This window comes from Staphylococcus sp. EG-SA-15, assembly GCF_017151895.1.
Taxonomy (GTDB): domain Bacteria; phylum Bacillota; class Bacilli; order Staphylococcales; family Staphylococcaceae; genus Staphylococcus; species Staphylococcus aureus.
The window spans coordinates 1-20,465 of the sequence record NZ_JACVZN010000002.1; the positions used below are offsets into that span (position 1 = coordinate 1).

22 protein-coding genes and 1 pseudogene are annotated in these 20,465 nt (G+C 30.4%); 6 read left to right on the plus strand and 17 right to left on the minus strand.

Going from position 1 to position 20,465, the window contains the following annotated elements; all coding sequences use genetic code 11:
• On the minus strand, window positions 1-298 hold a 298-nt coding region (locus IDG64_RS02000), incomplete at its 3' end, for a hypothetical protein (RefSeq protein WP_029549504.1).
• Window positions 291-1,847, minus strand: a complete 1,557-nt coding sequence (locus IDG64_RS02005) for a type I restriction-modification system subunit M (protein ID WP_000028659.1) — start codon at window positions 1,845-1,847, stop codon at window positions 291-293. The genes IDG64_RS02005 and IDG64_RS02000, both read right to left, overlap by 8 nt.
• A gap of 59 nt (window positions 1,848-1,906) precedes the next feature.
• Here IDG64_RS02005 and IDG64_RS02010 point away from each other — a divergent pair, with 59 nt between their 5' ends.
• Window positions 1,907-2,026 carry a hypothetical protein gene (locus IDG64_RS02010; protein WP_031864472.1) on the plus strand — a complete coding sequence of 40 codons (120 nt, stop codon included), beginning with the start codon at window positions 1,907-1,909 and terminating at the stop codon, window positions 2,024-2,026.
• 74 nt (window positions 2,027-2,100) lie between these two features.
• Here the strand turns inward: IDG64_RS02010 and IDG64_RS02015 are convergent, their stop codons facing one another.
• The 10 genes from IDG64_RS02015 to IDG64_RS02060 all read right to left on the minus strand — a co-directional run bounded on the left by IDG64_RS02015 (window position 2,101) and on the right by IDG64_RS02060 (window position 11,677).
• Window positions 2,101-2,784 carry a superantigen-like protein SSL10 gene (locus IDG64_RS02015; protein ID WP_000673051.1) on the minus strand — a complete coding sequence of 228 codons (684 nt, stop codon included), beginning with the start codon at window positions 2,782-2,784 and terminating at the stop codon, window positions 2,101-2,103.
• Window positions 2,785-3,141: 357 nt separating this feature from the next.
• Window positions 3,142-3,840 (minus strand): superantigen-like protein SSL9, encoded by a 699-nt coding sequence (locus IDG64_RS02020; RefSeq protein ID WP_000673059.1) that lies wholly within the window; start codon window positions 3,838-3,840, stop codon window positions 3,142-3,144.
• A gap of 378 nt (window positions 3,841-4,218) precedes the next feature.
• Window positions 4,219-4,917 carry a superantigen-like protein SSL8 gene (locus tag IDG64_RS02025; RefSeq protein WP_000673030.1) on the minus strand — a complete coding sequence of 233 codons (699 nt, stop codon included), beginning with the start codon at window positions 4,915-4,917 and terminating at the stop codon, window positions 4,219-4,221.
• A 338-nt stretch (window positions 4,918-5,255) separates the two neighbouring features.
• Window positions 5,256-5,951 (minus strand): superantigen-like protein SSL7, encoded by a 696-nt coding sequence (locus IDG64_RS02030; protein ID WP_000769814.1) that lies wholly within the window; start codon window positions 5,949-5,951, stop codon window positions 5,256-5,258.
• 431 nt (window positions 5,952-6,382) lie between these two features.
• Entirely contained in the window at window positions 6,383-7,087 is a 705-nt protein-coding gene (locus IDG64_RS02035) for a superantigen-like protein SSL5 (protein WP_000784251.1), read from the minus strand.
• A gap of 363 nt (window positions 7,088-7,450) precedes the next feature.
• Entirely contained in the window at window positions 7,451-8,290 is an 840-nt protein-coding gene (locus IDG64_RS02040) for a superantigen-like protein SSL4 (protein WP_000705628.1), read from the minus strand.
• 108 nt (window positions 8,291-8,398) lie between these two features.
• The gene (locus IDG64_RS02045; protein ID WP_001791691.1) at window positions 8,399-8,536 is read right to left on the minus strand and encodes a hypothetical protein; all 138 of its coding nucleotides are present in this window, start codon (window positions 8,534-8,536) and stop codon (window positions 8,399-8,401) included.
• 118 nt (window positions 8,537-8,654) lie between these two features.
• Window positions 8,655-9,725 (minus strand): superantigen-like protein SSL3, encoded by a 1,071-nt coding sequence (locus IDG64_RS02050; protein ID WP_000784033.1) that lies wholly within the window; start codon window positions 9,723-9,725, stop codon window positions 8,655-8,657.
• Window positions 9,726-10,015: 290 nt separating this feature from the next.
• A complete protein-coding gene (locus IDG64_RS02055) occupies window positions 10,016-10,711 on the minus strand; it encodes a superantigen-like protein SSL2 (protein ID WP_000782626.1) in 696 nt (231 codons plus the stop codon).
• A gap of 285 nt (window positions 10,712-10,996) precedes the next feature.
• Window positions 10,997-11,677 carry a superantigen-like protein SSL1 gene (locus tag IDG64_RS02060; protein ID WP_000668995.1) on the minus strand — a complete coding sequence of 227 codons (681 nt, stop codon included), beginning with the start codon at window positions 11,675-11,677 and terminating at the stop codon, window positions 10,997-10,999.
• Window positions 11,678-12,148: 471 nt separating this feature from the next.
• Here IDG64_RS02060 and IDG64_RS02065 point away from each other — a divergent pair, with 471 nt between their 5' ends.
• Window positions 12,149-12,994 (plus strand): SDR family oxidoreductase, encoded by an 846-nt coding sequence (locus IDG64_RS02065; protein WP_001024382.1) that lies wholly within the window; start codon window positions 12,149-12,151, stop codon window positions 12,992-12,994.
• Window positions 12,995-13,012: 18 nt separating this feature from the next.
• Window positions 13,013-13,372: a DUF1304 domain-containing protein gene (locus IDG64_RS02070; RefSeq protein ID WP_001021571.1), complete on the plus strand. Its 360-nt coding sequence runs from the start codon at window positions 13,013-13,015 to the stop codon at window positions 13,370-13,372.
• 256 nt (window positions 13,373-13,628) lie between these two features.
• On the opposite strand, the gene IDG64_RS02075 is transcribed toward IDG64_RS02070, so the two are convergent.
• The 3 genes from IDG64_RS02075 to IDG64_RS02085 all read right to left on the minus strand — a co-directional run bounded on the left by IDG64_RS02075 (window position 13,629) and on the right by IDG64_RS02085 (window position 15,455).
• Complete coding sequence (locus IDG64_RS02075; protein WP_000416469.1) at window positions 13,629-14,318, minus strand: NYN domain-containing protein; 690 nt, start codon at window positions 14,316-14,318, stop codon at window positions 13,629-13,631.
• A gap of 221 nt (window positions 14,319-14,539) precedes the next feature.
• Window positions 14,540-15,001 (minus strand): 2-thiouracil desulfurase family protein, encoded by a 462-nt coding sequence (locus IDG64_RS02080; RefSeq protein ID WP_000600869.1) that lies wholly within the window; start codon window positions 14,999-15,001, stop codon window positions 14,540-14,542.
• Window positions 15,002-15,047: 46 nt separating this feature from the next.
• The gene (locus tag IDG64_RS02085) at window positions 15,048-15,455 is read right to left on the minus strand and encodes a YjdF family protein (protein ID WP_000423531.1); all 408 of its coding nucleotides are present in this window, start codon (window positions 15,453-15,455) and stop codon (window positions 15,048-15,050) included.
• A gap of 362 nt (window positions 15,456-15,817) precedes the next feature.
• Between IDG64_RS02085 and IDG64_RS02090 the strand changes: the two genes are divergently transcribed.
• From IDG64_RS02090 to IDG64_RS02100, 3 genes and pseudogenes are all read left to right on the plus strand, one after another.
• Window positions 15,818-15,970, plus strand: a complete 153-nt coding sequence (locus tag IDG64_RS02090) for a hypothetical protein (RefSeq protein WP_000248840.1) — start codon at window positions 15,818-15,820, stop codon at window positions 15,968-15,970.
• A gap of 268 nt (window positions 15,971-16,238) precedes the next feature.
• A pseudogene (locus IDG64_RS02095) lies at window positions 16,239-16,823 on the plus strand (SAR2788 family putative toxin); the annotation flags it as partial.
• A complete protein-coding gene (locus IDG64_RS02100) occupies window positions 16,824-17,246 on the plus strand; it encodes a hypothetical protein (protein ID WP_000843946.1) in 423 nt (140 codons plus the stop codon).
• A 537-nt stretch (window positions 17,247-17,783) separates the two neighbouring features.
• Here the strand turns inward: IDG64_RS02100 and IDG64_RS15115 are convergent.
• Complete coding sequence (locus IDG64_RS15115; RefSeq protein WP_000502638.1) at window positions 17,784-18,953, minus strand: hypothetical protein; 1,170 nt, start codon at window positions 18,951-18,953, stop codon at window positions 17,784-17,786.
• Window positions 18,954-19,007: 54 nt separating this feature from the next.
• Window positions 19,008-19,610 carry a GmrSD restriction endonuclease domain-containing protein gene (locus IDG64_RS15120; protein ID WP_000542271.1) on the minus strand — a complete coding sequence of 201 codons (603 nt, stop codon included), beginning with the start codon at window positions 19,608-19,610 and terminating at the stop codon, window positions 19,008-19,010.
• Window positions 19,611-20,465: the final 855 nt, after the last annotated feature.

Genomic DNA, 20,465 nt, shown 5'->3' on the forward strand with positions numbered 1-20,465 from the left:
ATACATTAGTTACTACTTTTCCAGTATTACCTGTTCTAGTCATTAAAATATCTTCTTTATTTGCAATTACTGATTGAGGGGGATTTTCGATAAAATATTTAGTTTGACTATTTGGTCTTAAAAATTCGTTTGTTATATAAAAATACAACTCTGGAGAATATTCAGTTTTACGTTCATTAATAGCAATCTGTAATCCTTGATTTATTTTAGTAAAATCAGCAAATTGCTTCTCTTCCCATTCGCCTTCAAACCCTGGGAATCTCAACTCTGGCACATTTTTCTTTTGTGTATTACTCATCTTTCAACACCCCAAGCTCTTTCAGGTATGCATTGATTTCTTGTTCGATTTCTGCGATTTCTTTGTCGATATTTTTCAAATCTTGTTGGACTTGATCTAAATCAATCGGTGCTTCTTCTTCGAATGTATCAACATATCGCGGTATGTTTAAGTTGTAATCGTTATCGGCGATCTCTTGTAATGTCGCGCTGTAGCTATATTTATCAATCGTTTCTTTACGCTTATATGTGTCTATAATACGTTCGACTTGGGCATCGCTTAAATGGTTTTGATTTTTTCCTTTTTCAAAATCATTGGATGCATCGATAAATAATACATTGTCGTCTTGTTGGCGACATTTTTTAAATACTAAGATACATGTTGGAATACTTGTCCCATAGAAAATATTCGCTGGCAAACCAATCACGGCTTCTAAGTAGTTCTTTTCTTCTATTAAATAACGACGAATGACACCTTCGGCAGCACCTCGGAATAATACACCATGCGGTAGTACAACTGCCATGGTACCTTCATCGTCTAGGTAATGTACCATGTGTTGAATAAAGGCAAAGTCTGCTTTGGATTTTGGCGCAAGCTTGCCGTAACCACTAAAGCGTTCGTCATTTTCAAACTTTGAATCAGCTGTCCATTTCGCACTATATGGTGGGTTCGCAATAACCGCATCAAATGTATTGCCTAAAAAGGCTGGATTTTCCAACGTGTCATCATTGCGGATATCGAAGTTCTCATAGCGCACATCATGTAACAACATGTTCATACGCGCCAAGTTGTATGTAGTATTGTTACGTTCTTGTCCGAAATAACGATACACTTGTGTCTCTTTACCAACACGTAACAGTAATGAACCTGAACCACATGTTGGGTCATACACGTGACGTAATTTATCTTTACCGTCTGTGACAATCTTCGCCAGTATCTTAGATACTTGTTGTGGTGTATAGAACTCACCTGCTTTTTTACCCGCTGTCGCCGCAAAGCGCCCGATAAGAAATTCGTATGCATCACCTAACATATCAATTTCCATATCACTGTGAACAAATGGTAAATCGTCAAGATTAACCATGACTTTGGAAATTAGTGCAGTACGTTCTTTGACATTGTTACCTAGTCGCGTTGAACTCAAATCCATATCGCTGAACAGACCGATAAAGTCATTTTCACTTTCTTCACCTAGCGTTGATGTTTCAACTTTACGAATCGCCGTCGCCAAATGTTCGATATCGAAATCTTGCGTTTCAATTTCACGAATCATCGCACTGAATAAATCTTGTGGCTCAATGAAGTAACCGACTTGATCAATTAATTCTGCTTTTAAGTCTTCACGGTATTCTTCGTCTGCCCATGCTTCTTGATACGTGATGTCTTCACCTGACAAGGCATCTGCGTATTCTTGTTCCGCTTTTTCGGATAAGAAGCGATAGAAAATCAAGCCTAAAATGTAATTGCGGAATTCACTCGCATCCATATTCCCTCTTAAATCATTCGCAATCGACCATAATTTTTTATGTAATTCAGCTTGTTGCTGACGTTGTTTTTCAGTAATAGACATGTGATTCCTCCGCCTTTGAATAAGTAATTTATCTCTTTGTGTAATAGATTTATTATAACATTTGGTTATGTTGCGATGTTGAGAATTTTGATGTTGGTGGTGGGAATTTTACCTTTATGGAGATTGGGATAGGATTCATGACACACAAACAAAAACGGCTTAACGACGATATCGATTGATGCATCCTTTTTGTATAAGCTATGCGCACCAATTTACATTTCACCGTTAAGCCGCTTCAATTACTTTTAATTATTTACTTTAAGTTAACTTCAATATCTTTAATTTGTTTGCTTTCTATGACTTCCCCCATATATTTAAATTTTAATTTAGACCTTAAATCAAGGTTATAAAAACTGCCATCTTTCAAGCTAATTTTGACCCTACCATCTTTTGAGATTGTTTTATAAAGTCCGTATTTTTCAATTAGATGCTTTCTCAACTTATAATCCAGCTCTTTTAATGTTATTTTTTCTTTTTTAATGTAATAAGGGTAACCTTTCACAAAAGCATCTTCACCCTTTTCTTTTGAAATATTTAATATTGGGGCACTGACAACTCCAGATGTTTTATTATTCTGTATTACACCACCAACAGTATAAAATATATCGTGCTTATCTCTTTTTTCTTGAACAAAGAAAACATCTAACCCCTCATAACTACGCTGTTGAAATTTACTTTTATCATTTCCAGGCAGTAAAACTTGAATCTTAATACCTCTAAACTTAAAACGTAAGTTGTTTTTACCATGTTTCAAAGCACTAATATTTTTCATTTCCATAGTCTTTCCAGTGTAGTATCGGTATAGTGCCTCCTTGTCATGTTTATTTACTGACTTTTGATTTTGTTTTGCATGACCTGAATGAACTTCTGTTGTTAAAGTTCCTGTTGTTAAAATTCCTAAAGCTAATGTTGCTTTTGCTAATGCTGTAAATTTCATATTTATTTGCTCCAATCTTAATATATTGGATTGTTTTCATTACGTAATTTGAATCATACATTTTTATTATAACGTGCATCGTTTCATACGATAATTAACCTCGATTTAAATATACTTGAATTATTCTTAATGAAAAACAAATATATTTTAATGTTCAGGTTAAATGACTTTCATTATTTCATTTAGTTGTTTTACCGGATTATCGATTACTACAACTGATGATGTTACTCTGTTCTGCTCTTTGAATTACAAAAACAACTTAACAACAGTAATGTATTTAACACAGTTCCTTATATAAGGACACAAATGCCAATTCACATTTTGTCGTTAAGTCGCTTCTTAAGTTATTATACTTAATTAATTCAAATTCACTTCAATATTTTTAATTTGCTTACTATCCATTACATCAAACATACGATCAAAACTTAATTTTTCACTTAAATCAATTACATATTTCTTTTCGTCTTTCATATTAATAACGATTCTACCTTTATCTGACGCGCCTTTATACAATCTATATTTTTCGACTAACATTTTTCTTATTTTAAAATCCAGTTCCTTCAACGATACTTCTTCCTTTTGAATAAAGAACAACTCATTTATCGAAAAGCCATGTTTAGGATCGATTTTTTTAACTTGTAGACTTGGATTACTTACAAATCCAAACACTGATCTCACATTTTTCTTTGTTATACCGCCAACGCTATATATGCCACCTTTTATATCTATTAATTCAGGTACTGCAAAGACATCAAGGCCATGTGTTTTTTCTTTATATTTATTTTTATCGTCACCAAGTAAAAATACTTTAAAAGCTTTATTTCGTTGTTTAAAGTTTAAAACGTTAGAGCCATAGTAATCTTCGCTTTTAACACTAATATTTGTTGGTTCAAAACTTTCTTCAGAATAGTATTGATGTAGCATATTGATATAATATTTGCGTTGTGTCTCATCAAGTTCTACTTTCGCGTGAACAGCTTTACTTTCTGTTGTAAACACACCTGTAGTTAATATTCCTAATGCTAATGTTGCTTTTGCTAATGCTGTAAATTTCATATTTATTTGCTCCAATCTTGATATATTGGATTGTTATTATTACGTAATTTGAACTATCTGTCTTTATTATAAGGTGCATCAAAACAGACTGACATTAACGCTCATTTAAATAAACTTGAATCATTATTAATGAAAATCAAACGTATGTTAACATTCGTATTAACTGATTTTTAATAGCAACATAAATTTTTTTAGGGGAATCATTGTTCTTTCCGATTAGTTTTAGATCTTAAGTTATTCGATACAAAGTGTACAAAAAAGCAGCTTAATAACGTAGTCAATGTTCGATATGTTTTTATTATTAAAACACGTATCAAAATCATTAAACATGGGATTATTAAACCGCTTCTTAAGCTTTCATTCTATATATATCATTGATTATTTCAAATTCACTTCGATGTTTTTAATTTGTTCACTATTAATGACATCTGCCATACGCTCGAAACCTAATTTATCACTTAAATCAATTTCATACTTATTTTCATCTTTCATATTAATAACAATTCTACCTTTATCAGCTGCCCCTTCATACAATTTGTATTTTTTAATTAACAGTTTTCTTATTTTGAAATCAAGTTCCTTCAATGATACTTCTTCCTTTTGAATAAAGAAAAATTCATCATACGAAAAACCGTCTTTATCGTCTATTTTTTTAACTAGTAAGTTCGGCGTTCTTAGAGACTCAAATATTGATTTTACATTTTTCTTTGTTACACCACTAACACTAAATATTCTTCCATCTAAATCTACTAATTCCGGTACCGCAAAGACATCTAAACCATGTGTTTTTTCTTTGTATTTATTTTCATCTTTTCTCAATAAAAACACTTGGAACTTTTGATTTTGTTGGTTAAAAAGCAAAACGTTAGAGTCATAATAACCTTGACTTTGGCCACTAACATTTGTTAACTCATAACTAGGTCCTGAATAGTATTGATGTAACTTGTTTGTATCATATAAACGGTTCATTTTTTCATACTTTCCTTTTGCATTAACCGATTGATTTTCTGTTATCATTGCACTTGTTGTTAATATTCCTAATACAAATATCGCTTTAGCTATCGCTGTAAATTTCATATTCATGTGCTCCAATCTTAATATATTGGATTGCTTTTATTACGTAATTTGAATAATACACATTTATTATAAAGGGCATTGAGACAGGCTGACATTAACACTCGTTTAATTAAACTTAAATCATGGTTAATGAAGTTCTAATTAATATTCAATGGACATCACTTTCAGGAGTAATTTGAATTTTTAGTATGCTCATAACCTACGTTATAAAACATAAAAACAGCCTAACGACACTGTTGATTTAGATACGCTCCTTTATGTAAGGTGTATGTATCTATTCAACATTTCATCGTTAAGCTGCTTCAAATTTATTACTTTAGAGTCATTGATTACTTACTTTAAATTTGTTTCAAAGTCACTTCAATCTTATTAATATCCTTACTATTCAACACATCGCCCATGCGCTCGAATTGCAATTTATCACCTAAATCAATTTCTTGCTTTTTCCCGCCGTTCAAGATGATAGTGATTTTACCGTATTTAGACGTACCTTGATATAAACCGTATTTTTCAACTAATTGCTTTCTAATTTTGAAATCAAGTTCTTTCAGTGAAACTTCTTCTTTATTAATTAAAAATGAGTCATTTGTAGCGTCTAAATTTCCTCCGTCCAATTTATTAACTAATAAATGTATATTAGTTTCAGAAGATTGGTTATTTTTCTTCGTTACACCACCAACAGTAGATAATCTACCGTTTGGATCAATTAATTCTTTTACCACAAAGACATCTTGACCTTGAAGTCCTTGTTTATATTTAGCTTTATCTTCTCCTAATAAGAATAATTGGTGATTTTGTTTTTCTTGGTTAAAGCGTACAACGTTAGAACCGTTATAGTTTTCAACCTTACCACTAATATTACTGAATTCAAAACTTTCTGATGAGTAGTATCGATGTAAGTCTTTAATATCATATAAATGTTGTACTCTCTCTTGCTTTTCTTTTGCGTGGACTGCTTGGCCTTCTGATGTAATCACACCAGTAGTTAATAAGCCTAATGCCAATGTTGCTTTAGCTAACGTTTTTAATTTCATAGTACTATTCTCCCAATCTATTTATAAATTTTGTCTTAATATATTTTTATATGATTAATTCAATTACGTAATACGAACAATCTACTATCATTATATAAGTGAGATACTGCGCTATGAATTAACCTCTTTTTAACTATTTTTGAACCAACGTTAAGTTAGTTAATGAAATACTAACAGTATTAATTATTTTTTATAACACAATGCTAATTTTTTAACTATTCACACTTTCCCTCAATTTAATTATGTTTTCCACATTGTTTCATGTCACGAAAAGGACAACGCGCGACTATAGGTATCAACTATTTCCAAAATTTTGATCATGAACCCGCTTCTATTTTTCATCTCTCCAACACAAAAAAGAAGCTAAGCAACTTATGTTGCCTAACTCCTCTATACTATCCATATTTTACTATTATCCATATTTCATTGCATTATCTAATGTTGGCTTCTATTTTTTCAATATTTCTACCGTCAATGACGTCACTCATGCGATTTGTTTGTAATTTTTTATTAAGTTCAAACGTATAATAGCCGCCATCTTTCATTATCACTTTTATCTTACTATCTTTAGGAAACTTTTTATACAGATCAAAATTTTGAATTAAATACTGTCTCAATTTAAAGTCGAGTTCTTTAAGTGAAATCTCTTCTTTATAAATGTAGTGTACTCTACCGTACGTAGCAATACCGTCACCTTCATCTCTCTTGATTTGAAATCTTGGTGCGTTTATATAATCATAATAAGCGTCTTGATTTTTCTTAGTGACACCACCATATGAAAACACTGTGCCATTACGGTTTTCCGCTTCTTTAACAACAAATATGTCTAATCCCGGATTTTTGCGTGCTTTAAATCTTTCAATATCTTTACCAAATATCTGTACTCTTGTGAATTTTCTATTTTTATCAAAGATAAGGTAATGCTTGCCACCTTTGCTATAACGATAACCAGTAACATTTTTAAGTTCCTTACTTGCGCCACTATAGTAATCTCTTAAGTCAAAAATATCTTTTGTCACATTTTCATATTTTGCTTCATGTTCACTCGCATTTACAGTTTGATGCGTTGATGTTATTGTTCCTGTTGCTAAAATACCTAATGCTAAACTTGCTTTCGCAATTGCTGTCATTTTCATAGTTGTATGCTCCATTCGTAATTATTAGATTTGTTCGCTTACGTCTATTGAATCATACAGCTTTATTATAATTGGCGTATTTGACCTTTCACATTAAACCATGTTTAATAATCATTGAATCATTATTAAGTAAATTAAGGAATCTATAATGTTCGTTAAATAAAACTGATTCCGTTGTGATCCACACCCGATAGATAGGGATTTACAGATAAATTCAGGACTCTTCCACGTCATATTTGGACCCATTGAAAATTCGGGTTCTCAAATCATCGAACATAACAAAAGAAGCTAAGCAACATGTAGGCCGTTGTCACTTAACTTCTTGTTTTTCCGATGACAGCTTCTATTTAGAGAATGTCATGATTATTTTATATTCACTTCAATGTTATCAATATTAGTGCCATCTATGACATCTGCCATGCGATTTTCTTGTAATTTTTTGTGCAATTCAAACGTGTACTTTCCACCGTCTTTCATTTTAATAACAATTTTACCTGAACCAACGTTACCGTAAAGATTATTTTTTTCAATAAGTTGTTTTCTCAATTTAAAATCAAGTTCTTTCAAGGAAATCTGTTCTTTAGTAATCTTGAATTCTGAAACATCATGAGAGATTGTACCTTTATTATCTTCCTTAGTAATTCTTACTCCTGCTTTGTGATCAACTTTTTTACTATTACTCTTTGTGATACCACCGACAGAATATTTTTCCAGATTGTAATTATTTTCTTCTAAAACGACAAATACATCGACATTCCTATGTACTCCTTCACCATATTTTTTATCATCTTTACCAACTAAAGCAATTTTATATATGAAATAATCTGGGACAACATTCATAAATCTTATTGTCGTCCATTTTTTTAAAATAATACCAATCTCATTTTTAAATTCTAAACTTGGTTTCGTATAATACGCTCTTAAATCTTTAAATTTAGGATTTATTTCTGTTGGTACTTGTTTTGTGGTTGGCGATTGTGGCGTTTCCACTTTAGTTGAAGATGGTGTTGTCGCGTTTGGTTTTGATTGCGGTGCTTCTACTTTAGTTGAAGATGGTGTTGTCGCGTTCGGTGTTTGTTGCGGTGCTTCCACTTTAGTTGAAGGTGGTGTTGTCGCATTTGCTGCTTGCGTTGTCGTTGTGATTACACCTGTTGTTAAAAGGCCTAGTGCTAAACTTGTTTTAGCAATCGTTGTTATTTTCATAGTTGTATGCTCCATTCGTAATTATTAGATTTGTTCGATTACATTCATTGAATCATACAGCTTTATTATAGATGGCGTATTGCTCCATTCACATTAAACCTTGTTTAACTATATTTGAATCATCGTTAAGTAAATTAAGAAATCCATAATGTTCGTTAAATAAAAATGATTTTGATGTGATTCAACACTTGGCACATTTGAAGTTTCGTCACTTTTAAGACATAGAAATGCCACTTTTACAAACAAATGAATATTCGTCTTTTTACATCATTGCGCATAATAAAAGAAGCTAAGCAACATGTAAACCGTTGTCACTTAACTTCTTGTTTTTCCGATGACAGCTTCTATTTAGAGAACGTCATGATTATTTTATATTCACTTCAATTTTATCAATGTTTGTACCTTCTATGACATCTGCCATACGATGCTCTTGCAGTTTTTTGTGTAATTCAAACGTATACTTCCCACCGTTTTTCATTTTAATAACGATTGTTCCTGAACCCATGTTACCGTAAAGATTATGTTTTTCAATGAGTTGCTTTCTCAATTTAAAATCAAGCTCTTTCAAGGAAATCTCTTCCTTAGTAATCATGTATTCTGAAACATCACGTGAAATCATACCTTGATTATCTTTTTTAGTAATGCTTAATTCTGCTTTGTGATTAACTTTTTTACTATTAGTCTTCGTGATGCCACCGACAGAATATTTTTTCAATTGATATTTATTGTCTTCTAAAACGATAAATACATCGATATTATCGTAAGGTCCATCTTTATATTTTTTCTCATCTTTTCCAACTAAAGCTATTTTATAGATGAACCTATTTGGAATAACATTCATAAACCTAACCGTCGTCCATGGTTTGAGCATAAATCCAAACTGCTTTTCAAATTCAAAACTTGGTTTCGTATAATACGCTCTTAAATCTTCATATTTAGGAGTTATATCTGTTTGTGCTTGTTTTATGGTTGGAGATTGTGGTGTGTCTGATTTAGTAGATTGCATTGGTTGTGGCGTGTTTGTTGATGGAGGTGTTGTCACTTTAGTTTTCGGCGTTGTGGATTCGGTTGTCGTTTGTGATTGTTCTTGTTTAGGCGCTGGCGTTGCTGATATATTAAGCAATTTCTGCGCTTCTTGTTTAGGTTGTGATACTTTTTCTATTTTGGAAGTTGAAGTTTTTTCCTCATTAGTATTTGGTGCCTTTTCGAGTTTAGGCGTGCGTTCTTGTCCTGTGTTAGCTGCTTGTGTTGTCACTGTATTTGCACCTGTTGTTATGTTTATCATTGCTGATCGCTCTGCTTTAAGCGTTGGTACTTTGTCAACTATAGTTGATTGTACTTTTTCTGCTTTGACTGATTGCGTCGTTACTGTAATTGCGCCTGTTGTTAAAAGCCCTAGTGCTAAACTGGTTTTAGCAATTGTTCTCATTTTCATAATTGTATGCTCCAATCTATATTATATTCGATTGTCTTTTTACGTAATTTGAATCATACAACATCATTATAGATGGCATTCTAAGATAATCACATTAAACCCCTTTTAACAATTATTGAAGTATTATTAAGTAATTTAAGCAAAAAATAATGAGTGATTATGAGGTTAATATAGCGTTTCTATGTGCCTTTGAAATGATTTTTAAGCATTAAAAAGAAGTTAAGCAACGTTTGATCGTCACTTAACCTCTCTATTTCAATTTCAAATTATTTCGTCGTCAAGTATGTGTGTTATGCTTTTCTAACTTTGATTTCAATTCTATCAATATCTGTGACATTGATAACATCGGACATCCGGTCTTCTTGTAACTTTTTATCCAATTCAAATGTATACTTTCCGTAGTATTTCTTTTTGACGGTAATTTTCCCTGTACTCATTTCACCGTAAAGACCATAATTATCAATAAGGTATTTTCTTAATTTAAAATCAATCTCTTTCAATGACATTGCTTCTTTATCTATTTTAAATGGGAAAAAGTCATAATCATATTCACCAATATGATCTGCTTTAATAACTCTTGCTTCTGCTATTAGGTCGACAGCTTTATCGTTTGCACTAGTGATACCGCCAATAGAGTACTTTGCACCTTCAAATCTCTTATCCTCATTAACGTAAAATATATTAAGATTACGATGTACACCCGTATGATAATGTTGCTTATCTTTGCCAATTAAAGCAAGATTATTAACAGAATTACCATCTATGATATTCATAAATTTAATACTTGGTTGAATGAAACTGATATAACCTGTCACATTTTTATATTCAATACTAGGTTGATTATAATAAGCTTTTAATTTTTTGCTATTTTCACTTATTACAATAGGTTTCTTTTCGGCATAAACTGGTTTTTCCGTTGTAGTATTTACACCTGTTGCTAATATTCCTAATAACAAACTTATTTTTGCAATATTTTTCATTTTCATAGTTGTGTGCTCCAATCTATTATAATTAGATTGTTTTATTACGTAATTTGAATCATACACCCATATTATAGGAGCTGTGTGCTGATATTCACATTAACCTGTTTTTAACTATTCATAAAATATGATTAAGCTATTTAAGCAAAAGATAATGCGTGGTGCGACTGTTTGTGTGAGTTTTGTAACTTTTCCCCTCAAAAAAAGAAGCTAAGCAACAGTACGTCGCTTAACTTCCATATATTTCCATAACAAGCACTATTCAACATAGCGCTTTGTTGTTAGAAAGTATTATTTCATTTCTACTAGAATTTTATTAATCTTAGTGCCGTCGATTGACTCACCCATACGTTCTTTTTCAAGTTTTTGACTTAAATCGATTGTATGTGTTGTGCCATCATTCATTGTAATTGTAATTTGACCTTGTTTAAGACCATTTGAATACAAGCCGTGTTGTTTAATCGCACGTTCTCTTAATCTATAATCAAGTTCTTTTAATGAGATGTCTTCTTTATAAATTTGGTATAGACTACTTTGTGGTTCTTCTTTACCTTTCTTGATTTCAAGGATTGGTGTGTGTATATAGTCAATAAAAGGTTGACTGTTTGTTTTTGTTACGCCACCAATTGAGTAATTCGCAGCTTGCCTACTGTCACCTTCCCTAACGACAAATATATCTAGACCTGGATTATTTCCTTCTTTAAATTTATCTTTATCCGGACCTAGTAACGATATTTGATAATACTGATGATCTGTTGCGACTTCCATATAATCTTTACCATTTTCAGTATATTTATATCCAGTCACATTTTTACGCTCGAAAAATGGTTTATTATAATAGTGTTTCAACTCTGATTCACTTTGTTGTTTAACTTCTGTTTTCGCTTGTACTGATTGTATATTCGACGTTATTACACCTGTTGCTAACATTCCCAATGCTAAACTTGCTTTTGCTATCGCTTTAAATTTCATAATTTTTAGCCCCAATCTATTTAAATTTGATTTTTCAATTACGTAATATGAACAATCTACCTACATTATATTGAGGCGCTATCCCCTTTCAAATTAAACCTCATTTAACTAAACTTGAATCATTGTTAAGGTAATTAATAAAATGCTAACTGTTATTAATCAATTCTTATCCGTCGAGACTCTTTTTTATACAAATCACACTTTATACCATTTTTATTTTAAAAACTGTAAAACTTTCAGACACAAAACAGACATCATATTGTCGTAGTACCTGATTAAAATTTTCAAAGATATTAGTGATACACATCAACTAAAACGCGTCATTACGGCATTTTCAACATTAATAATATTTACGTATTTACTATACACGTCGACAATAAATACAGATTAGAATTTTTTATAAAATCAAATGTTTTGAAAACCATCAAATAAGTATTATGTTATGTATATAAAGATTAGGAGATGAAGTGAATGAATATTATGTTAACAGGTGCTACAGGTCATTTAGGCACACATATTACAAATCAAGCCATTGCAAATCACATAGATCATTTTCACATTGGTGTTAGAAATGTTGAGAAAGTTCCAGAAGATTGGCGTGGAAAAGTTTCTGTTCGACAATTAGATTATTTTAATCAAGAAAGCATGGTAGAAGCATTTAAAGAAATGGATACCGTTGTGTTTATTCCAAGTATTATTCATCCATCATTCAAACGTATTCCTGAAGTGGAAAATTTAGTATATGCGGCAAAGCAAAGTGGCGTTGCTCATATCATTTTCATAGGTTATTACGCAGATCAGCATAATAATCCATTCCATATGAGTCCTTATTTTGGTTATGCAGCACGTTTATTGGCAACAAGTGGCATTGACTATACGTATGTAAGAATGGCAATGTACATGGATCCACTTAAACCATATTTACCAGAATTGATGAATATGCATAAACTGATTTATCCAGCTGGTGATGGTCGTATTAATTATATTACTAGAAATGATATTGCTAGAGGTGTCATTGCTATTATTAAAAATCCAGATACTTGGGGCAAACGCTATTTATTATCAGGCTACAGTTATGATATGAAAGAACTTGCTGCTATTTTATCTGAGGCATCAGGCACAGAAATTAAATATGAGCCCGTTTCATTAGAGACATTTGCAGAAATGTACGATGAACCTAAAGGCTTTGGTGCATTATTGGCATCAATGTACAACGCAGGAGCAAGAGGACTATTAGACCAAGAATCCAATGATTTCCAACAATTAGTCAATGATCAACCACAGACACTACAATCATTTTTACAAGAAAATATTTAATAATAAAGGAGCGATACAGTGAATATCATATCGATAATTTTAATCATATTTGTGGCATTAGAGTTTTTCTATATTATGTACCTTGAAACGATTGCTACAACTTCCAAAAAGACTAGCGAGACATTTAATATAAGCGTCGATAAATTGAAAGACAAAAATATTAACCTACTTTTGAAGAACCAAGGCGTATATAACGGTTTAATCGGAATTTTGCTAATATACGGTTTGTTTATCAGCAGTAATCCAAAAGAAATATGCGCAGCTATTTTAGTGTATATCATTGGCGTTGCTATTTATGGTGGCCTTTCAAGCAATATTAGTATCTTTTTCAAACAAGGCACATTGCCAGTATTGGCACTCATATCAATGCTTTGGTAAATATTGGTGTTTGGGGGTTTGGAGATGTAGTCTGGGGTTGAGAGTTTGGAGGGTTTGAGTGTTTTGGGTGTGGACGTTCATAAACTCAGAGTATTTCATCCTAATTATTTCAAGCAGAGGTGACAGTAACGTTGCCTCTGTTTCCTTATAGAAAAATTATTTAATGAAGAAAACCCATATCTGATTTAATTTTCAGCTGATAAATACTAATAGCTATAAACGTCTGTAAAGTAGAAGATGCGTTTTAAAAAAATTATTATTTAAATAGTTGATTTAAATAAAATTTAAATTTTTCATCACAAGTACGCCTACCATCAATGTGTAATGACAAGTTGTTTCTAATATCTGCCCCTAAAGAATCTAATACAAAATCAATTCCTTCTGTTCTTGCTAGTTTAGCAGCAGGTACAAAATCGCTATCACCAGCTATTAAAATAATTTTATCTACTTGATGTTTAAATGATAATGAAGCTATGTCTAAACCTATTTTCATATCAACACCTTTTTGTTGTAATGATAGGGAAAAATCTTTTTCTTTCAAATCATTTAAATCGATACTTCCATTTAATAATTTTTTTGTAATAGAGTATTTTAAGTTGTATTCAACTGAATACTCACTCAACTCTCCTAACCTCAATGCTACCTTTCTTTTTTTGCTCATTTCTTTGAAAAAGTCTTCTGTCCACTTTTTCGTATCAGTATTGGAAAAATTTACATTCTTTTTTAATAAGGGGTGATAAACTATCTTATCAATAGGAGGACAATCATAGTAAAATATTCTGTATAATTTATTATATATTTCTTCTTTGAAATGTGTCTCTTTTAAGTGTCTATTGCAATAACTATATAACTCGTCAGCTCTTTCTTTCGCTGTAACTTTTCCGTAGACTTTTGCGCTTATCTTTCTATAGTATCCACCATCTACTAAAATGGCTACTTTTTCCATTACATCACTCCTTTATATCAAAAAATCCATGATTTCGAAATTCCCGTATGGTGGGGTTCCTACTCTCATGGATCTGTTAACAAAATTATCTGTACCGATATATTATCACAACTTGAATATCCTTTCAACGATTTTAAAAAATATTTTATAAAACATCGCACAACTTAAACACTTGGTTTATTACGTATATCCTCAATACTTACTTTTCATGTACTATCGTTTCAATCATGGTTTTGGTCAAAAAACGTATTTTCATCATAAACTTTTATACCTTCATTAATGAGTAAAGCAGTTGCCACACCTACACCCTTTTTCTTATTTCCTGTAAAATTCCCATCATATATCTCTTGTGATCCACATGATGGGCTATTTGCTTTTAAAATAACTGTATCACATTGATATTTTTTCAAAATTTTTAATGTAACTATTGCTCCATGTTTATAATCGTCAGTTACGTCTTTGTCAGAAATAGTAACAACCTTTGCAGCGTTATTCCACACATCAAAACCATCTCCACCAATAATTTCTGCAGGTTCTCTAGGAATTAACAATCCACCAAGCAATTCTGGACATGCGTGAATAGCTTTTCCACTGTCTATTAATTTTTTCAATCTAACATCCAATTGATTGCCACCATCGTATCTTACATTTTCGCCTATCAAACACGAACTAATTAAAATCATCCCAACCACCTATAAATCATTTTGCTTTAATTTATTTGTCGTATTGCTAATGCCCCTTATGCTTCTCTTTTGCTTTAACCTTTTTAATTTCTCTTTTTCTTTTTTGAAATGCATCACGTTTTTCTTTATAGTTCTTCCGCTTTTGCTTTTTCTTTAATTCTAATTCTTTCTTAATAGCTATTTGTGCTTGGGTAGAGTATTTAGGTTTCTTTTGCTCCTTAGCAATTTGTCTTTGTAGCCTTTTCGGGTTTACTTTTCTAGAAATATTTTTCGTATAAACAATAGTTTGCATATCATCAATCATTTTCATTAATTGATGATGAATAAAATCCAATACCTCTATATCATCAGGTTCATTCCCAAATGTGTATTGGATAAATTTTGATTTATTTCCCATTTTATATTCTACCAATGCTACAAAAAATTGCCCATTGTAAAAAATAGATAGCTCCATGCTATCCCTCCTCTAGTTTAATTAGAAATGACGGACGACCCGAGGAGGAAGGTTACTGACAGTTTTAAAACTGCATTAGGACTACCAACCCAATTGTGTTTTTACACTTCTATATACAGAATATACGCCACAACGTTCCATGTAAACTGTAATTTTAAAAATTCACATTACAGAAGGTATATGTAAATAACGCTAATAAAATATTAACAGGGAAATACTTACACCCCATTAGTGTTGATTGGCATTGCATAACGCTTTTAAACAAATAATTTGGTAACAATAAGAAACGATTTACACAAAGGTAATTGTATAGTAAAATTATTTTATAATACTTAAATTGAATTGTACAAGGAGTGAATATCATGGTACCAGAAGAAAAAGGTTCTATTACTTTGTCAAAAGAAGCAGCTATCATATTTGCAACTGCAAAATTCAAACCATTTCATAATAGAATTAAAAATAACCCACAAAAAACAAATCCATTTCTTAAATTACATGAAAACAAAAAATCTTAATCACTTTATTTATAGCATTTCTGATCTCAGAAATTTAATAAAGGACAACGCCCTCTTTCATAACTATATAAGTCAAGAAACCAAGAAATTCCAAACATCTTTAAACCCTTCAATAGCACATTTCCTAAAACATAAAGCAATAAAAATGAACGATCAAAATTCCATACGTACGTATTTAATTATAGATAAATCAGACCTTGAAATAATGGGATACTTCTGCTTAAAAATTGTAAATATAAAGCTTGAAAAAGACGTTAGTGGAAAAACGAAAAAAGATATTGATTTAGATAAAAATATTCAATATGATTTGAATACTAATACTATGGATGATAAGGGCAGATACGTCGATGAAAATGGAAAACTAATAAATAAGGATTATGACGTTTTCGTAGAACAATTTGAAAATGAAGAATATGAAGCTACATTAATCGACAAAGAAACTGGCGAAATAATAAAATTCAACTCAATTGAAGCTAAATCTTCTGCATTGCCATTAGTAATATTAGCTGCTGTAGCTGATACGGAATAAACTATGCAATTAAAACATATGGAAAAAAAGCAACTCAAACCGCTATCAAAACAAAGAGTTTTGGTAAATTTTTACCTTCTGTAGCCAATCTAGGAGCTAATAAAAGAAAACATATTCTTGCTAGTAAACATAATTGGAATAAAGTTACTAAAAACAATTGGAAAGATGTTTCTAAAGTAATGTCGCATGTTATGAGGTATGGAAAGCAAAGCCGATACAAAAAGTCCGCATACCAAAAAACACTTGTCATGAGTGATAGAACTGTAGTCATAACTTATACACGAAAAAATGGCAATATATATATCGAATGGATGGGTTAAATAAATGAAAAGCGTTAACATTCTATTAAATTTATTACCAACTGAATTAAAAAATATGTTAGAGAATAAAGATATGGAGAATATTCTAACATACTTTATGTCGAACGAAATTTCAGATGAAAAATTAGTATCATATTTATCAAATCTTGCGAATCAAATAAATACAATTGAATATCATGAAATGGTCGCAAGCATCTATCACTTTCATTTCAATTACATAGATAATGCCTATGATTTAGCATACTATCATTATTGGCAATCGTTAGAGATTTCGCAATTTAATAATGCTAATTTATTATACGAATTTTTAGAAATCCTTGGAGAACCAGACTTTAATATGATTTCACATGAGAATATTCAATTGGTCGCAAATAAAATTCTTGAAAGAGACCCTAATAATAAGTTAGCAATTAAATATATTAACTAAAAAACTACTAGGCATAAGGAATGATGGACATTTAATTTCATCGTTCCTTTTGTATTTCTAATATGCTTCGTTGTATCCATCTACAAATATTTCACTTCAAAAATCCAATATTATTTCACTAACTTTAAAAAATAAAACCATACAGTACTTGCTATTACAATAACTACGAAATTGCTAACAAGTCAAATTCTATAACAATTCACAACATACTAATACTACTTGTTTTATATATCATTTTAATATATAAAATTACTCCTTTTTTACCTTTAAAAATGACCTCACTCTTAAATTAATAGGTGCTGTGGTTTGGTCATTTATATTATTATATAAAAATGGCGACCAACAAAGGCCGCCTAAACAATTAAAACAATCTATCCATCGTATCAAACAATTAAATGATGCCATGATTCAATTAGCACAACAACTCAATTATTTTAAAAATATTCATTCGATACCTGGTATTGATATCAATCAGGTAATACACACTTTAAAGATACCATCAACTAGCGTGATAATAAAAAGCAAGATATATCAAACTTATTTATATAATTCTCTAACAACTTCTTCTATTAATTTATCACCACGATTTTTGATCATTTTTATTAAACTATCATATTTTTCATCAATTATATCTATTTCAATAGTATCTATTGTTCTTTTATCTGGATAAAAACTGTTGTTAACATACTGATTTTCTATAGTTCCCGTAATAGATGCCTTATCAATATCTATTGCTGAATAAAGAAATTTTTCTTTTTTTCTTCTATTAATACCAGAGTCAAGTAACATGATGTTACCTAAAGATCCAGCAGGGATTATTGCATTACCTTTATGCAGCTTGTATAATTTTCTTGAAAAAATATGTTCATAATCTAAATTATCATTCAAAGATGAATAGAAGCTTCTAAATTTATTAGCAATAAAAGTAATGATCATCTTCTCATCCGTTTGAATATTAATACTTGTCTTATTTATATTCTCTTCATTCCATCTAAGTAGCTCATTTCTAAACACTTCTTTTGCTAACGGCTTTAAATATCTATTGTTTTGAGATATGTATATATCCATTAATTTTCGATCACCTGTTCCTGACCAGTACTTTCTTATCACATCATAAATTGCATAAATTATGATATTAGACAAAATCACTTGTTGATTTTTTTTCAAAGATTTAGTTTGTTTAATAGAAAATGTGTTTTTATTTTCATCTAATTCAATACTATACGATGAGATCCATAAAGATGAAAAGAATGACATTATTTGTAATCTAGTAAAAGATTTAGTTTCATATTTATCTTCTCTTGACGATACTACCATAGAGAAAGCTTCTTTAAACTTGTTATTTATTATTTTATATATCTTCACAATTTTTTCAAACAAGATTTCTATATTATTTTTATTCTTCATATATTGATATTTATATGGTAACTCATTCATCTTATTTGTAGGAATGCCAAATACAATTAGCATTGTTTGAAATCCTAATTCATTGCATATATCTTCTGTTGACTCTTTAAAAAATGCTTGTAATTCATCAGAAATCACTTTACCAAGTCCATAACATAATTCAGATAAATTAATTACTCTTGACGTCTCCATTTCTTTAGGGTCAAAATTTTCAATTAAGATACCTCTATCATTATTTAATTTTTCGTACCTTTCTATTACATTTTTAAGTATCTCATCACTATACTTTAAATCTCCCAATTCAACTTCATATCTGTCCCAATGTGCAGCAAAAACTTGATACTTCGATAACTTTTAACCTCCACTGTTTAACCTTTGAAAAACTTCTGCCAATTCAGTCTCTTCTCCTTCAAAGAAGATACACGGAATCTTGACATTACTAATATCTAGTTGATTATTAAAATAAGTAATAACATCTGACTGTATTTGAGTGATTTCATCTCTAATATCTGTTTCACCTAATACTGGAAATTTATCTACCATTTTTTTAGCTAGTTCATTTACTTTTACATTTTCTTTTGTAGAATCAATATATTTTTCAATAATTTTCAGCAGAATATCTTCGGCATAATTAACTACTTCTGCTTTTGTACTCTCTGATGCCCCTTTATACAATTCAGCAATTTTCAATGTAAAATCTTCAAATTCAATATAGTTTGTTGGATTCTCCATGAAATCTACCATTGTAGAATACCTTTGCAGGCCATCAATAAGACTGTATTTATTATCATTTTCATATTCGTATAACAGAATAGAACCAAAAGGAAAACCATCTTTCAGCGTTGAGAAAAATTCTTGCTTTTGATTATTAGACCAAACTAGTGCTCTTTGAAAAGTTGGTAACTTTAATTTTCCTTCTAACTCTTCAAACGTTCTTGTTTCTATTCTATATCCCATCCAAACCTCTCCTTTTATCTCAAATACGAATTAAATAGCTATAAAACTATAAAAATTGCTAGAAATATGACATACAAATATATTATAAATTGAAATGTTGTTAAAATACAATATCTTTTCCATTTACATCTTATGTTTAAAGATCAATAGTACTACAACTATTTAAGGATAGATATACATTCTAAGTTTTTAAATACATTCTTCAGTTATATTTGTATATTCCAAATGTTTATTAATAGCATTTCTGATCTCAGAAATGCCATTAAGGACAACGCCCTCTTTCATAACTATATAAGTCAAGAAACCAAGAAATTCCAATCATCTTTAAACCTTTCAATAGCACATTTCCTAAAACATAAAACAATAACAATGAACGATCAAAATTACTTACGTGCGTATTTAATTATAGATTTGTCAATTTCAAGTGATTTAGCCATAACTATAAATTTTCCTATTACAAAAAAAGGCCAGCTATGTTTCGCATTGTTAAGAGGCGTTAGCTGACTTCTGATAAATTAATATTAATCTAAGTGTTATTAATTTTCAAATATAATTCCATTAATATTTGAAATAAATCATCAATTCTATAATTTAAAATACATCTATCCTCAAATCTCACTATATCTTCAATAAATATAGGTACTAATATTGGAATATCAACAATTAAAAGTAAAAAGCTATTTACAATCTATTCGTCTTATTATATATATGTCTGACATTATGACTTATTCACATAAGTATAATAGATTTCTTCCGAGACATACTCTGTTGATTGGAGAACATGTTCATACTCATTTTCAATTACAAAATAATTTACAAATAAAAAATAGCTCTACATCTATATAAACTTATATA